General features: G+C 58.2%; 13 protein-coding genes. 9 read left to right on the top strand and 4 right to left on the bottom strand.

Going from position 1 to position 15,997, the window contains the following annotated elements:
* Positions 1-134: 134 nt before the first annotated feature.
* Positions 135-1,661, bottom strand: coding sequence for an NADP-dependent phosphogluconate dehydrogenase (gene gndA, locus HC757_RS10700; RefSeq protein ID WP_169564360.1), 1,527 nt, complete (start codon positions 1,659-1,661; stop codon positions 135-137).
* A 309-nt stretch (positions 1,662-1,970) separates the two neighbouring features.
* Complete coding sequence (locus tag HC757_RS10695) at positions 1,971-3,914, bottom strand: propionyl-CoA synthetase (RefSeq protein ID WP_211164368.1); 1,944 nt, start codon at positions 3,912-3,914, stop codon at positions 1,971-1,973.
* A gap of 323 nt (positions 3,915-4,237) precedes the next feature.
* Here HC757_RS10695 and HC757_RS10690 point away from each other — a divergent pair, with 323 nt between their 5' ends.
* The 9 genes from HC757_RS10690 (at position 4,238) to HC757_RS10650 (ending at position 13,882) form a co-directional block, all read left to right on the top strand.
* Positions 4,238-4,645, top strand: a complete 408-nt coding sequence (locus HC757_RS10690; protein ID WP_169564358.1) for a MerR family transcriptional regulator — start codon at positions 4,238-4,240, stop codon at positions 4,643-4,645.
* Positions 4,646-4,834: 189 nt separating this feature from the next.
* On the top strand, positions 4,835-6,004 hold the full coding sequence (locus HC757_RS10685; protein ID WP_169564357.1) for an isovaleryl-CoA dehydrogenase: 1,170 nt from the start codon (positions 4,835-4,837) through the stop codon (positions 6,002-6,004).
* Between the two features lie 60 nt (positions 6,005-6,064).
* Complete coding sequence (locus HC757_RS10680) at positions 6,065-7,687, top strand: carboxyl transferase domain-containing protein (RefSeq protein WP_169564356.1); 1,623 nt, start codon at positions 6,065-6,067, stop codon at positions 7,685-7,687.
* A 26-nt stretch (positions 7,688-7,713) separates the two neighbouring features.
* Entirely contained in the window at positions 7,714-8,580 is an 867-nt protein-coding gene (locus HC757_RS10675; protein ID WP_425313960.1) for an enoyl-CoA hydratase-related protein, read from the top strand.
* Complete coding sequence (locus HC757_RS10670; protein ID WP_169564354.1) at positions 8,581-10,620, top strand: ATP-binding protein; 2,040 nt, start codon at positions 8,581-8,583, stop codon at positions 10,618-10,620.
* Position 10,621: 1 nt separating this feature from the next.
* The gene (locus HC757_RS10665) at positions 10,622-11,515 is read left to right on the top strand and encodes a hydroxymethylglutaryl-CoA lyase (RefSeq protein ID WP_169564353.1); all 894 of its coding nucleotides are present in this window, start codon (positions 10,622-10,624) and stop codon (positions 11,513-11,515) included.
* A 92-nt stretch (positions 11,516-11,607) separates the two neighbouring features.
* The gene (locus HC757_RS10660) at positions 11,608-12,312 is read left to right on the top strand and encodes a CoA transferase subunit A (RefSeq protein WP_169564351.1); all 705 of its coding nucleotides are present in this window, start codon (positions 11,608-11,610) and stop codon (positions 12,310-12,312) included.
* Between the two features lie 29 nt (positions 12,313-12,341).
* Entirely contained in the window at positions 12,342-12,998 is a 657-nt protein-coding gene (locus HC757_RS10655) for a 3-oxoacid CoA-transferase subunit B (protein WP_169564349.1), read from the top strand.
* A gap of 203 nt (positions 12,999-13,201) precedes the next feature.
* Positions 13,202-13,882 (top strand): PilZ domain-containing protein, encoded by a 681-nt coding sequence (locus tag HC757_RS10650; RefSeq protein ID WP_169564348.1) that lies wholly within the window; start codon positions 13,202-13,204, stop codon positions 13,880-13,882.
* 255 nt (positions 13,883-14,137) lie between these two features.
* On the opposite strand, the gene HC757_RS10645 is transcribed toward HC757_RS10650, so the two are convergent.
* Complete coding sequence (locus HC757_RS10645) at positions 14,138-14,890, bottom strand: hypothetical protein (RefSeq protein WP_169564346.1); 753 nt, start codon at positions 14,888-14,890, stop codon at positions 14,138-14,140.
* Positions 14,891-15,118: 228 nt separating this feature from the next.
* Complete coding sequence (locus HC757_RS10640) at positions 15,119-15,997, bottom strand: LysR family transcriptional regulator (protein WP_169564345.1); 879 nt, start codon at positions 15,995-15,997, stop codon at positions 15,119-15,121.

Raw genomic sequence — 15,997 nt, 5'->3', positions numbered from 1 at the left:
TATTCAAGACCATGAAAAAAGGCTCATACTATGAGCCTTTTTTGTCAATCAATGCCGCTTTAAAGCTGTAGCCTTCAAAAACCGGTAGCCTTCAAAAGCCAGCGGCATTCATTCAAACGGTCAACGCCGACAGTTCAGAGCTTATGCAGCTCACGCTTGGCGTCACTCCAGTTGAGGTGATACTTGTCGCCGGCCGGGGTGTCGGTGCGCTCGAAGCTATGGGCGCCGAAGTAATCACGCTGGCCCTGCAACAGATTCGCCGGCAGGGTTTCACTGCGGTAACTGTCGTAGTAGCTCAGGGCCGAAGCGATACAAGGCACGGGAATGCCGAGGCTGACGGCGGAAATCACCGCCTTGCGCCATTCCTTCTGTTTCTGCGACAGGGCCTGGCTGAAACTGTCGGCCATCAACAGATTATGCAGCTCGGCATTGTCCCGATAGGCCTGGGTAATGGACTGAAGGAAGGTGGCACGTATGATACAGCCGGCACGCCAGATCTTGGCGATCTCGGCAAAATCCAGTTGCCAGCCCTGCTCCTTGGCCGTCATCGCCATCAGCTGGAAGCCTTGGGCATAGCTGCAAACCTTGGCGCAATAGAGGGCGCTCTCCAGCGCCTGAATGAAGGCCTGCTGCTCATCCTCGGGCAGTTTAGTGCCCGCCGGGCCAGCCAATTTCTGGCTCAGCGCCAGACGCAGTGGTTTCTGGGTACTGACGGCCCTGGCGTAGACCGCCTCGGCTATGGTCGGCGCCGGACAGCCAATCTGTAAGCTGCTGACCGCGGTCCACAGGCCAGTGCCTTTCTGGCCGGCCTTGTCCAGTATCATCTCCACCAGCGGCTTACCCGTGAGCGGGTCATCCTGCTGCAACACTTCGGCGCTGATCCCCATGAGGTAAGAGTTGAGGCTGCCCTGGTTCCAGCCCTTGAACACTTCACCCACGGCGAACGGCGTCATACCCAGGCCATCATGCAACAGCTGGTACGCCTCACAGATCAGCTGCATATCGGCATATTCGATGCCGTTATGCACCATCTTCACATAATGGCCGGCGCCGGCGGGGCCTATGTAACTAGTGCAAGGCTCGCCTTCGGTGACTGGATTACCCGGCTCGAAACGCTCTATCGGCAAGCCGGTAGCGCCATCCACCTTGGCGGCAATCGCCTTCCAGATGGGCGCCACATGCTGCCAGGCCTTGAGATCGCCACTCGGCATCAGCGAAGGGCCGAAGCGCGCGCCGACTTCACCGCCGGACACGGCCGAACTGAAGAACACGCACTTGCCCGCATAACGTTGCTCGCGCTCGACCGTATCTGTCCACAGGCTGTTACCCGTATCTATGACTATGTCGTCGGCTTCCAGGCCGGCAGCGAACAATGCCGAGCACACACCGTCGACCGGCGCCCCCGCGGGCACGGATAACACCAGGATCCTGGGTTTAGCCAGGCTGGCTAACATATCGGTAAGATTATTACAGCCATCCAGTACTTGGGCACGGCCGGGCACTTCGGCCCTGGCCTGCGCTACGGCAGCAGTGACTTTAACAGGATCTAAATCGAAGGCAGAGACACGATAGCCGTTGTCGACTATGTTGAGGGCAAGGTTTTTACCCATGACACCCAGGCCTATTACGCCTATGTCATTCAGTTTGCTGCGGTTTGGCATTGCTATTATTCCCACGGATACAGAAGGGCTATTTTTTGCCGATTATACCGACTTTGGTAAGTTAATTACCAGCGACAATAGCCTCTGCATACGTTTGCGGCTGTCAATAACCACTGCCGGCAAAAAGGCTTAGCAGCAGTTTCTGCCAGATGACGGGCTCGAAACGCCCTGGCTGATAGCTTAATGATAGACAAGGATGGCTATGGCCGGGAACCGAGTATGACATCGGGGCATAGGGTCCCAAGATTTAGCCTAAGCCACTGGAAATGCCCATGTCAGCTTGCCTCAAGCCAAATCCAGGCCCTAGCGTCACGGCAGCTGCTCGGCCGACGCCCGTACCAGGGCGTCGGCATAACCGAGTCGCGTCAGTGCGGCGCGCACCAGGGCCAGACTCAGGGGATCTTCCAGGGTCGCGGGTGGGGTGTAATCCTGATTGTCGGCAATCTTGCGCATGGTGCCACGCAAGATCTTGCCCGAGCGCGTCTTGGGCAGCTTTTGTACCGCACTGACCAAACGAAACGACGCCACTGGCCCTATCTGCTGGCGCACCAGGGCGATCAACTCTTGGTACAAGATCTCATCCCGGGTCTGTACCCCGCTTTTAAGCACCACCAGCCCCAGGGGCACCTGGCCCTTGAGCTTATCCTCGACGCCTATCACGGCGGCCTCGGCAACATCCGGATGTTGGCACAGGACTTCCTCGAAACGCCCGGTCGACAATCTATGTCCGGCAACATTGATGATGTCGTCGATGCGACTCATGACATAGAGGTAGCCCTCTTCATCCAGGTAGCCGGCATCCCCCGTCAAGTAATAGCCTGGGTACATGGACAGATAACTGTCCGTATAACGGCGATCGTTCTGCCACAGGGTGCAGAGTGTGCCCGGCGGCAACGGCAGTTTAATCACCAGATTCCCGGGGACATTGGCGCCGACCGCCTCGCCCTGCTCGTTCAGGACTTCGACCCGATAGCCGGGCACGGGCAAGGCGGGCGAGCCGGGTTTGATGGCAACGGGGGCCACGCCCATCAGGTTGGCCGCTACCGGCCAGCCGGTCTCGGTTTGCCACCAATGATCTATCACGGGTTTATCCAGGGTTTGTGTCGCCCAGCTCAAGGTATCGGGATCGCAGCGCTCACCGGCCAGAAACACAGCCCCGAGGCAAGCCAGATCATGCCCTGCCGCGTACAGCCCCTGTGGATCTTCGCGCTTGATGGCACGGATGGCGGTAGGCGCGGTGAAGAAGCTTTTCACCCGATACTTTTCTATGGTGCGCCAGAAGGCCCCGGGATCCGGTGTGCCCACGGGTTTTCCTTCGTACATCAAGGTCGTTGCCCCGACCAGCAGCGGCCCGTAGACAATATAGGAATGGCCCACGACCCAGCCCACATCCGAGGCCGCCCAAAACACCTCTCCGGCTCCTATGTCATAGATGTTGCTCATGGACCAGGCCAGCGCCACCGCATGACCGCCGTTGTCTCGCACCACGCCTTTGGGCTGCCCTGTGGTGCCTGAGGTGTACAGTATATAGAGGGGATCCGTGGCCGCCAGGGCGACACACTCGGCATCGCCGGCACCGGCTAGGGCCTGTTGCCAGTCCTGATCCCGCCCAGGTACCAACTCGGCCTGATACTGACTGCGACCGAGTATCAGGCAATGGGGCACCTTATGTCGGCTCAGATCCAAGGCGGCATCGAGCAAGGGCTTGTAGGGCACCACGCCCGCTGGCTCTATGCCACAGGAAGCCGAGAGCACCAACTTGGGCTTGGCATCCTCTATCCGGGTGGCCAGCTCACTGGCGGCGAAGCCGCCGAAGACCACTGAGTGCACGGCACCGATACGGGCACAGGCCAACATGGCGAAGGCGGTTTCCGGCACCATGGGCATGTAGATGATGACCCTGTCGCCCTTGGTCACCCCAATCGAGCGCATATAGCCCGCCAGTCGCCTCACCTCGGCCAACAACTCGCGATAACTTATGCTGTATTCCTTGCCTGCCAGCGGACTGACATAGGCTATGGCAGTCTGCTCGCCCCGCCCGGCCAACACATGGCGATCGACGGCGTTGTAACAGGTATTCAATTCCCCGCCGCTGAACCAGCGATAAAAAGGCGCCTGGCTGTCATCCAGTACCCTATCGGCCGGCCGCGACCAATCCAGCAGCCCGGCCGCCTGGTACCAGAAGCCCTGCTTATCTTCCAACGACTGCCGCAACAGCTGCCTGTGTAACGCCAGATTGCTTGCCTGTGTCATCTCTGTCATCTCCCCATTCGCATTGCCCGGCCTGCCACATTATGAGCAGAATGCGAGCCGCGGCCCTATTAGACATTAGCCTAAAAGTTAACCGCAACGGCCCGGGGTTCTGCACGCGCCGGGTAGAGACACACGGGGGAATGCCGGCATGGAAACCCGGCCCGGATGGATTGAAGACAAAAAATAAACAAGCGTTTTAACTGCCCTGGACAGCCCGCTGGCAATAGGGATTGACACCTTGAGTCGAGGAAAAAAATCAACCAGCTTTACCTTTACGTAAACTTCATATATCGTGCTGGGAAAGTGATTATTTATGGTGTCATATGAGCGTGAACAACAATCCACAAACCACCTATTCGATCAGTGATCTCTCCAAGGAGTTTGATATCACCACTCGAAGCATCAGGTTTTACGAAGATCAGGGCCTGCTTAAACCCAAGCGTCGCGGCCAGACCCGCATCTATAGTTTGAAAGACAGGGTACGGCTCAAGCTGATCCTGCGCGGTAAGCGCCTGGGCTTCTCCCTGGCCGAGACCCGTAGACTATTCGAACTCTACGACGCCGACAAGAGCAGCACTTCGCAGCTCAATACCATGCTGGCGCTGGTCGAGGAGAAGAAGACGGCACTGCAGCAGCAGATGGACGATATCAAGGTCGTGCTGATGGAACTCAATTCTGCCGAGCAGCAATGCCGCGCGGCGCTGGAAGATAACCTCAGCAACCGGGCCTGATTGCGCCTGGCCTGAGACCCAAGCCGGCGAAAGATGAAACATATAAGCTCAACACCATAAATATAATAACGATAATCAGACCCCTGGTCTCGGAGCCGCGGCACCTAGTCACAGTCCACAGCTGTCTGTGGGCACAGGCGACAAGCCGCAGGTTCGCTCCAGGGGCCAATAAGACACAGGACACAAGCCATGACCTCACTCTACACCAGCCTTAATTTCGGCCTAGGCCAAGACATAGACATGTTGCGCGACGCGGTACAGGACTTCGCCGCCAATGAGATCGCCCCCATCGCCGCCAAGGTAGATCACGACAACGCCTTCCCCAACGAACTCTGGCCTGTACTGGGTAACATGGGGCTGCTGGGCGTGACGGTACCCGAGGAGTTCGGTGGCGCCAACATGGGCTACCTGGCCCATGTGGTGGCGATGGAAGAAATTTCCCGCGCCTCGGCCTCTATCGGCCTGTCCTATGGCGCCCACTCCAACCTGTGCGTCAACCAGATCAACCGCAACGGCAACAGCGAACAGAAGGCCAAGTACCTGCCCAAGCTGGTCAGCGGCGAGCACATAGGCGCACTGGCCATGAGCGAACCCAACGCAGGTTCGGACGTAGTGTCAATGAAACTGCACGCCCGCAAGCAAGGCGACAGATACATACTCAACGGCAACAAGATGTGGATCACCAATGGTCCGGACGCCCACACCTATGTGATCTACGCCAAGACAGATCTCGACAAGGGGCCCCACGGCATCACGGCCTTCATCGTCGAGCGCGGCAGCAAGGGCTTCAGCCAGGCGCAGAAACTCGACAAGCTGGGGATGCGCGGCTCCAACACCTGTGAGCTGGTGTTCGAAGACTGTGAAGTGCCGGAAGAAAACATCCTCGGCGGCCTCAACAACGGCGTCAAGGTGCTGATGAGCGGCCTGGATTACGAGCGCGTGGTGCTCTCCGGCGGTCCGCTGGGGATCATGGCCGCCTGCATGGACATAGTGGTGCCCTACATCCACGAACGTGAACAGTTCGGCAAGTCCATCGGCGAATTCCAACTGGTACAGGGCAAGCTGGCCGACATGTATACCGGCATGAACGCCGCCAAGTCCTACATCTACAACGTCGCCAAGTCCTGTGATCGCGGCGAGACCACCCGCAAGGATGCCGCCGGCGCCATTCTCTACAGCGCCGAGCTGGCGACCAAGATGGCGCTGGATGCCATCCAGCTGCTGGGCGGCAACGGCTATGTCAACGAATACGCCACCGGCCGCCTGCTGCGCGATGCCAAGCTGTACGAAATCGGCGCCGGCACCTCGGAGATCCGCCGCATGCTGATCGGCCGCGAACTCTTCAACGAGTCCAAATAAGCTATGTATCGAGGGCGGTCTACCGCCCTCTACCCTTCCTGTTTCGAAAAGGATAAGACAGTGACCCAACTCGGCAGCCGCATCAACGCCCGCAGCGATGAATTCAAAGCCAAATACGACGGCATGGCATCTCTGGTACAAGATCTCAAACTCAAACTGGCAAAAATCGAACAAGGTGGCGGCCCGGTCGCACTGGAACGTCACCTGTCCCGTGGCAAGTTGCTGCCGCGTCAGAGGGTCGAGAAACTGCTCGACCCTGGCTCGCCCTTCCTCGAGCTGTCTCAATTTGCCGCCTTCGAGGTCTATGACGAAGAAGTGCCGGCAGCCGGCATCATAGCCGGCATAGGCAGGGTCAGCGGCGTGGAGTGCATGATCATCGCCAACGATGCCACGGTCAAGGGCGGTACCTACTATCCGCTGACGGTGAAGAAACACCTGCGCGCCCAAGACATCGCCAGCCGTTGCCACCTGCCCTGTATCTATCTGGTGGACTCGGGTGGCGCCAACCTGCCGCGCCAGGACGAAGTCTTCCCCGACCGGGATCATTTCGGTCGCATCTTCTACAACCAGGCGCAGATGTCGGCCAAGGGCATACCTCAGATAGCCGTGGTCATGGGCCTATGCACCGCCGGCGGCGCCTATGTGCCGGCGATGGCGGACGAGTCCATCATAGTCAAGGAACAGGGCACCATCTTCCTCGCCGGCCCGCCGCTGGTGAAAGCCGCCACGGGTGAAGAAGTGAGCGCCGAAGAGCTCGGCGGCGCCGAGGTACATACCAAGATTTCCGGGGTGGCCGATCACCTGGCACAGAACGACGATCACGCGCTGGAACTGGCGCGCCGTGCCGTGTCGCGCCTCAATCATCAGAAAGAAATTCGCAGCCTGCTCAGCCCGTCACACCCGGGCCAGGTGAAGGCGCCCAAATACGACATCAACGAGCTGTATGGCATAGTAGGCACAGATCTGAAGAAGCCCTTCGACGTCAAGGAGGTCATAGCCCGCCTGGTGGACGACTCGGACTTCGACGAATTCAAGGCCAACTATGGCGCCACCCTGGTGTGTGGCTTCGCCCGCGTCCACGGCTACCCGGTCGGCATAGTCGCCAACAACGGCATCCTCTTCTCCGAGTCGGCGCAAAAAGGCGCCCACTTCATCGAGCTCTGCTGTCAGCGCAAGATCCCCCTGCTATTCCTGCAGAACATCACCGGCTTCATGGTGGGCAAGAAGTACGAGCACGAAGGCATAGCCAAGCATGGTGCCAAGATGGTGACCGCCGTGTCCTGCGCCACAGTGCCCAAGTTTACCGTCATCATAGGCGGCAGCTATGGCGCAGGTAACTACGGCATGTGTGGCCGCGCCTTCGAGCCGACCATGATGTGGATGTGGCCCAACGCCCGCATCTCTGTGATGGGCGGCGAGCAGGCCGCCGGCGTGCTGGCAACAGTGCGCCGCGATGGTCTGGCCCGCAAGGGATTGGACTGGCCGGTCGAGGAAGAACAGGCCTTCAAGGCGCCGATCGTCGCTCAATACGATAAGGAAGGTCACCCTTACCATGCCAGCGCCCGTCTGTGGGACGATGGCATCATAGATCCGGCGCAGACCCGCGACGTGGTGGGCCTGGCGCTGTCGGCGGCGCTCAACGCCCCCATAGAGGACACACGTTTCGGCGTGTTCCGCATGTAATGGCAGCAAGCGCTAAGGAACCGACTATGGAAACCCCAATGGAAGCCAAACACCCGGGCCAGTACCAGCATATTCTCACCAGCCTGGAGCTGGGCGTGGGAACTCTGAGCCTCAATCGTCCCGCACTGCATAACGCCTTCGACGAGGTGATGATCGCCGAGATGACCCAGGCCATTCAGGCCTTCGCCGCCAACCCGGACTGTCAGCTGCTGCTGCTCAGGGCCGAGGGCAAGAACTTCAGTGCCGGTGCGGATCTCAACTGGATGCGTAAGCAGGCCAAGATGGACTTCGAGCAAAACCTCGACGATGCCAAGGCCCTGGCCGGATTGATGCAGGCGCTGGACAGATTTCCCAAGCCGACACTGGCCCTGGTCCAGGGTGCCGCCTTCGGGGGCGCCCTGGGACTCATCTGCTGCTGCGACATCGCCATCGCCACCCCCAAGGCCAGTTTCTGCCTCAGCGAAGTCAAGCTGGGACTCATTCCCGCGGTGATCAGCCCCTATGTGATCCGCGCCATGGGCCAACGTGCCTCGCGGCGCTACATGCTGACCGCCGAACGCTTCGATGCGGCCAAGGCGGCCGAGCTGCAGGTGATCCACGAAATACACGAAGATGTGGATGCGGCCGCCGCGCCCATAATGGCAGCGCTTTTGGCCAACAGCCCCCAGGGCATGGCTTGGGTCAAGACCCTGTTGCAACGCCAGGAGGATGGGGTGATAGACGCCGCCACCCTCGCCTACACCAGCGAGCGCATCGCCCGCATCCGGGTATCGGAGGAAGGCCAGGAAGGCCTCAATGCCTTCTTCGACAAGCGCCCGCCGGCTTGGACAGCCTTGAGCCAAAAAGCCGCCAAAGCACAAGCAAAAACCGACGATACGCCAGGAGCCCAATAAATGTTCAGCAAATTATTAATTGCCAACCGCGGCGAAATCGCCTGTCGTATCATCAAGACGGCCCAGAGCATGGGGGTGCGCACCGTCGCCCTCTACTCGGATGCCGACAAGGACGCCCGCCATGTGGCCATGGCCGATGAGTCTTTCTATCTGGGCGGCAGCGCCCCGGCAGACTCCTACCTCAAGGGCGATGCCATCATAGAGATAGCCAGGAAGGCCGGCGCCCAGGCGATACACCCGGGTTATGGTTTCCTGTCGGAGAATGCCGACTTCGCCCGCAAGTGCGAAGCCGCCGGCATCGCCTTCGTCGGTCCAGGCTCTGATGCCATAGACGCCATGGGCAGCAAGAGCGCCGCCAAGGCCATCATGGCCGCCGCCAAGGTGCCGCTGGTGCCGGGTTACCATGGTGACGATCAGAGCGATGCCCTGCTGCTCAGCGAGGCCAACAAGATAGGCTTCCCTTTGCTGATCAAGGCCGCCTACGGTGGCGGCGGCAAGGGGATGCGGATAGTCGAAAATGCGGCCGAACTTCAGGGCGCCATCGACTCGGCGCGCCGTGAAGCCAGTTCCTCCTTCGGCAACGACAAGCTGCTGATGGAGCGCTACCTGCGCCAGCCGCGCCATGTGGAAGTGCAAGTGTTTGCCGATACCTTAGGCAATGCGATTTACTTATCCGACCGTGACTGCTCCATTCAGCGCCGCCATCAGAAGGTGGTCGAAGAAGCCCCGGCTCCCGGCCTGTCCGATGCCCTGCGCGCCCGCATGGGGGCGGCGGCCGTCGCTGCCGCCAAGGCGATAGACTATGTCGGCGCCGGCACTGTCGAATTCCTGCTGGACACCCTGGCTACCGACGACGACGGCAGCAACTTCTACTTCATGGAAATGAACACCCGGCTGCAGGTGGAACATCCTGTGACCGAGATGGTCACGGGCCAGGACTTGGTCAAATGGCAGCTGCTGGTTGCCAGCGGCCAGCCACTGCCACTGAGCCAGGATGAAGTGCGCATTCACGGCCATTCCTTCGAAGTGCGCATCTACGCCGAAGATCCCCAGAACGAGTTCCTGCCCGCCAGCGGCAAGCTCAACTTCCTGCGCGAGCCGGAGCAGAGCAAGTTCGTGCGCATCGACTCGGGGATCCGCGAGAACGATGTGATCAGCAACTTCTACGATCCCATGATCGCCAAGCTCATCGTCTGGGATGAGTCGCGGCCACGGGCGCTGCAGCGTTTGGTGCATGCGCTCGAGTCCTATCAGATCAGCGGCCTGAAGCACAACATAGAATTCCTGGCCAACATAGCCGAACACCCGGCCTTCGCCGCGGCAGACTTCAGCACAGACTTCATCGAGCGTTACGGCGATGCCCTGATAGGCTCGGCGTCCAGCGAGGCCGACATGGCGCTGGCACTGGCCGCCCTGTATCAGCTGTGTGCCCGCAAGGCCGAGGCCCAAGCCGCGGCGGTGAACAGCGCAGATCCTTATTCGCCATGGGGCCTGGCCAGTGGTTTTCGCCTCAACAGCGCCAACGTCCACCATGTGTCCCTGCTGGACAATGACCACCAGCTGCAACAACTGGCGGTGACCGAAGTGGCCGGCTATTACCAGCTGACGCTGCACGACAGGGAACTGCTGCTGGCGGGCGAGCTCAGACAGGATATGTTGCTTGCCGAGATCAACGGTCACAAGAGCAAGCTCCCCGTCAGCCAGGTCGGCGACGATTTCACCCTCTTCCTGACCTCAGGCAGCTATCATTACCGCGCCATCCAGACAGAGATAGTCGAGGAACAGGCCAGTCATGAAGACAAGCTGAAGGCACCGATGAACGGTACGGTCGTCACCCACCTGGTGCAGGTCGGCGATCGCGTCAGTGCGGGTCAGGGGCTGTTGGTGATGGAAGCCATGAAGATGGAGTACACAATAGAAGCGCCATTCGATGGCGTGGTAACGGCATTCTACTATCAGAGTGGCGAGCTGGTCGGCGATGGCGCCAAACTGCTGGAAATCGAAGCTCTGGTGCCAGACGCAGAAGACAAGGGGAACTGAGATGTTACCAACCGAGGTCAGTATCTTCGAAGTCGGTCCACGTGACGGGCTGCAAAATGAGAAGGCGGTCACCACGGCCGCCAAGGTGGCGCTGATCGACCAACTGAGCGCTGCCGGGGTCAAGCGCATCGAAGCCGGCAGTTTCGTCTCCCCCAAGTGGGTGCCGCAGATGGCCGACTCGGCGCAGGTGTTTGCCGCCATCAACCGCAGTCCAGGCGTCGTTTACAGCGCCCTCACCCCTAACTTACAGGGACTGGAACTCGCGCTTGCCGCCGGGGCCGACGAAGTCGCCATCTTCGGTGCCGCCTCGGAGAGCTTCAGCCGGCGCAACATAAACTGCTCCATAGATGAGTCGATTGCCCGCTTCATCCCCTTGATGGAAAAGGCAAAAGAAGCCGGAGTCAGGGTGCGGGGTTATGTTTCCTGCGTCCTGGGTTGCCCCTACGAGGGCGAGATTGCCGTCACCGAAGTGGCGCGTGTGTCTGAAATCCTTTACAAAATGGGTTGTTACGAGATTTCTCTGGGCGACACCATAGGGGTTGGCACGCCGTTAAATGCCCGTAGAATGCTGGATGCGGTCGCAGCGCGGGTACCGGTCGAACAACTGGCGCTGCACTTCCATGACACCTATGGCCAGGCGTTGGCCAACATCCTCGCCTGTCTGGATACCGGGGTACGCACCTTCGACGCCTCGGTGGCGGGTCTCGGCGGCTGCCCCTATGCCAAGGGCGCCTCGGGTAACCTGGCGAGCGAAGATCTTGTCTATATGCTGCACGGCATGGGCATAGAAACTGGCATAGACTTAGCCAAGCTGGCGGCGGCCGGCAATGGCATCAGCCAGGCGCTGGGACGCCCAAGCGGCGCCAAGGTCGCCAGAGCCACGGCACAGAATTAACCGGGCTGGCTATGCCACGGCGGCATGGCCAGCCTCACAGATCCAGCTTCAGCGCCGGCCTGAACATCGGCGCCAAACACAAGGAAATAACAATGGCGGGACTCAATAAAGTCGTCACCAGCTATGAAGAAGCCCTGAGCGGCCTGACCGATGACATGACCATAATGGTAGGCGGATTTGGCCTATGCGGCATTCCCGAAGGGCTGATCGAGCAGATGGTCAAGCTGGGCGTCAGCGGCCTGACGGCCATTTCCAACAACGCGGGTGTGGATGACTTCGGCCTGGGGCTGCTGCTCAAGCATAGGCAGATAGCCACTATGATCGCCTCCTACGTGGGCGAGAACGCCACCTTCGAGCAACAGATGCTCAGCGGCGAACTGAATGTGATCCTCACTCCCCAGGGCACCCTGGCGGAAAAAATCCGCGCCGGCGGCGCAGGTATTCCGGCATTCTTCACCGCCACAGGCTACGGCACCCCGGTCGCCGACGGCAAGGAGACCCGTGAAATCAAGGGCCGCCACTATGTGCTGGAAGAATCCCTGACCGCAGATTTCGCCCTGATCCGTGCCTGGAAGGCCGACACCATGGGCAATCTGGTGTACCGCAAGACAGCCGCCAACTTCAATCCCATGATGGCCACCGCCGGCAAGATAACTGTGGTCGAAGCCGAACACATAGTTCAACCGGGCGAGCTGGATCCGGATCATATCCATACCCCTGGCATCTATGTCAATCGGGTGATCCAGGCCAGCTTCGAGAAGCGCATAGAACAGCGCACCGTCAAGGCCGCCAACTAAGGCGCAGCAGCAATAAGGGATTCAATACCATGGCATTATCCAGAGAACAACTGGCCCAGCGCGTCGCCAAAGAACTGAAAGACGGCTATTACGTTAACTTGGGCATAGGCATACCTACCCTGGTGGCCAACTATATCCCCGCCGGCATAGAAGTCATGCTGCAGTCGGAGAACGGTCTACTGGGGATGGGTGAATTTCCCACCGAAGAGACCATAGATCCGGATCTCATCAACGCCGGCAAGCAGACTGTCACCGCAGTCAAGGGGGCATCCTTCTTCTCCTCGGCGGAAAGCTTCGCCATGATCCGCGGCGGTCATGTGGATCTCACAGTGCTCGGCGCCTTCGAAGTCGACGTCGACGGCTCCATCGCTTCCTGGATGATCCCCGGCAAGCTGATCAAGGGCATGGGCGGCGCCATGGATCTGGTGGCCGGCGCGGAAAACATCATAGTCACCATGATGCACGCCGACAAATACGGCAACTCCAAGCTGTTGCCCAAGTGTGAACTGCCGCTGACGGGTTACGGCTGCATCAAGCGGGTACTGACCGACTTGGCCTTCATAGAGATCAAGGACGGTGCCTTCCACCTGTTGGAGCGAGCCCCTGGGGTCAGTGTCGAGGAAATCGTTTCCAAGACCGCCGGCAAGCTGATAGTGCCGGAGCATGTGCCTGAGATGGTGTTTTAGGCTTGCCCCAAGCCTGAAGGCCCGCCTGATATGAGAACCACCCTCTTGGGTGGTTTTTTATGTCTATGTCTATGTAGATGCCGATAGGGACCGCAATAGCCTTGCCGCCTCCTCGTCGACTGCCATGACAATGGCTCTCAGGACGAGGACAAGGTATAGTGCAATAAAAACATGGATGTCGTCTGCGACAAAGGAAGTATTTGATGTCAAACGTCATTGTCGAGAATTCGCTGAATTCGTTCGCACCACAGAGCCAATGGCTGGAACATGTCTGGATCGGCATGCGCCTGGATGTACAACTGCTGGATCACCACAACAGCCGGTTTCACAGTGAACTGATTGGCTACCGCCTGGGTCGCTTCATCCTGGTGCGCTTCGATGAGCAGGCCCTGCCGCCCAAGCTTAGCCTCAACGGCCTGGTCGCCGTCTGCCGCTTTCTGGTAGAGGACAGTGTCGGTGAATGCTATGCCTTCAAGAGCCATATACTCAATGCCGTGCGTCTACCCGACAAGCTGCTGTTTCTGTCCTTCCCCACCGAAATCCATCGCCGGCCGCTGAGGACCACAAGACGGGTCAGCATCAGCATTCCTGCCTCCATCCAGTTACGCACTGGGCATGACCAGGTGGGCAAGGCCTATGATGGCCTGATAACGGACATCTCCCAGGTGGGATGTCGCTTCCGCTTCGCCCCGAACCACAAGGGGCATAAGGTCAACCTGTTGCCGGTGCAAATCAATCTGCATGGCCAGGAAGGGCTGCCGCCAAGGCAGCTCCAGGGCTCGGTACGTAACTCCAAAATGGAAGATACTGGTCTATGTGTCGGCATCAAGTTCGATGAGGTACAACCTGACTTTGACGAAACCATGTGGACCAGCGAGCCATGACGCCAGCCCAGACGCTTTGAACTTTCCCTGGCCTGGACTCGTGTCTCTCTGACTGCCTGGACGGCACAGCTACAGCTAGGGTAACTTTCACAACCTAAAACTCACTGCAAATGGTGGATTGGGAAGGGATTACTGTTACTAATCGTTACTAAGCTAATGTTTTACCGCTAGCGGTCGCATATTTTACCGCTACCGGCCTAAGCAGCACGGACGAGTCCTAGCCAGACTCATCCGTGCTCTGGCCCGGAACCTGGGTTAGGTCAGGCTAGTAAAGACCACCGAAGCGCTGGTGTAGTCGACCCCCTTATCGGGGAAATTCATATCGGCCAACAGATTCCCGGCCGTCGAATAGTTGTAAATATGGTTACTCGAGGTCAGATACACATTGTTACTGGCCCCGGCCGCGATGCTGCTGATATTGAAGCCGGTGTTGCAATAGGACAACTGATTCAGGTTTAAATCGCGTACGGTAAACCCGAGTTGCGAGCCGTTATAAGAAGCATACAGACGATCTTCCAATACACTGACGTCGGTGTAATTAATACTGGTGACCGGGAAGGTCATGTCCTGCAGTTGAGTCCCATTGGTTTTGTAACGATAGATGTGATTACCTGCGGCCAAATACACATCCTGGCTGGGCCCTGCCGCTATGCCACTGCTGACAAAGGGCGTCGCAAACCAGGAAATCTGAGTGAGATTCAGATCCCGAACCGTTACCCCTACTTGTGAACCTTTATAGGTCGCAAACAGCAAATCACCACGCACGGTCAAGCTGGTGTAGATAATGCCTGTGTCGGGAAAGGTCATCCGCGAGATCAGCGCACCGTCCGTCCGATAGTGATAAATGTTGTTGGCAGAAGCGACGTAAAAATCGTTATCGGCGCCGGCCGCCACCCCATTAATATCGAACCCGGTATTGATGAATGAGATCTGGTCCAAACCTAAATCGCGAACCGTGACTCCTTGTTGCGAACCTTTGTAAGAGGCATAAACGTAGTTATTACTCATATCTTCTCTCCTTAAATTAATGAATCTAACTAAACGTCGAGGCAAGCTTAGCAAAGAATCGGCATTTCGCTACCGAGCCCAAAAAAATCGCCGCAATAATTGAATTTAACATTCAGAGAGCGGCAGAATTGATAGCAAAACAGCGGATACGCCGACAGCGTCCGAACAGAGAGTGCCGGGATGATACGCAGGCACAATAAGCCTGTGTGAGTGTGTATGAGGGCACTGCTATGTATTTTGCAGATGAATACTGGGATCCCGCTGCAGCGCCTCGGTAATGAACGTGATTAACGCTCTCAGCCTGAGTAAGTGTCGAAAATCCTGATGATACCCCATCCAGACATCGCGACTCGGCAAGTGTTCCCCCACCTCGACTCTTTTCAGGCCCGGATAGTGATCGCCGAGTAATTCAGGTAATACAGCCAACCCTTTGCCCAATGAGCAGACTTGAGCTTGGGCAATGCGATTATTGCTGGTAAAAATGACCCGCGCATCTGGAAAATGCTGCTTCAACCACAACACATCCGGCATACTCCCAAATTGACTGTCCATGGTGATCAGCTGCATGCCGGCGCCAGTACCAACCTCTTGCCAGTCGAGCGCCGCCGCAGCATAGACGCCATACTTCATGGTAAGCACTTTGCGTTGAACAATGTCAGGGTCTTCAAAGGGTAAGATACGAAAAGCCAAGTCGGCTTCCCTGCGATTGAGATTGAATGGCCTGCTATCAGTCACAAGCTCTATCATCAGCTTAGGATGCAGCGCTAAGAATTCGGTAAACATGGGACTTAAAACGTGGCTCCCAAACCAATCCGAGGATGACACCTTGATCGAGCCACTTAACTCTTGATCTTGCCCCTGCAGGCTGCGTGATAAGGCCAAGGTTTCACTTTCCATTCTCTGGGCGAAACCCAGCATCATCAGGCCTTCATCCGTGAGCCAGAAACCCTCAGAAGAGCGTTGAAACAGTCTTTGCCCTATGGCTTTTTCCAGGCTTTGAATACGGCGCCCAACCGTTGGCTGGCTGGCTCCCAAAACTTTAGCCGCCCCACTCAGGGTACCCGCCCTGGCAACCTCTAAAAAGAAACGCACATCATTCCAATTCAT

This window comes from Shewanella salipaludis (assembly GCF_012911865.1).
Lineage (GTDB): Bacteria > Pseudomonadota > Gammaproteobacteria > Enterobacterales > Shewanellaceae > Shewanella > Shewanella salipaludis.
The sequence above is the reverse complement of the archived record's forward strand: the minus strand, read 5'-3'. Positions and strand labels throughout refer to the sequence as shown.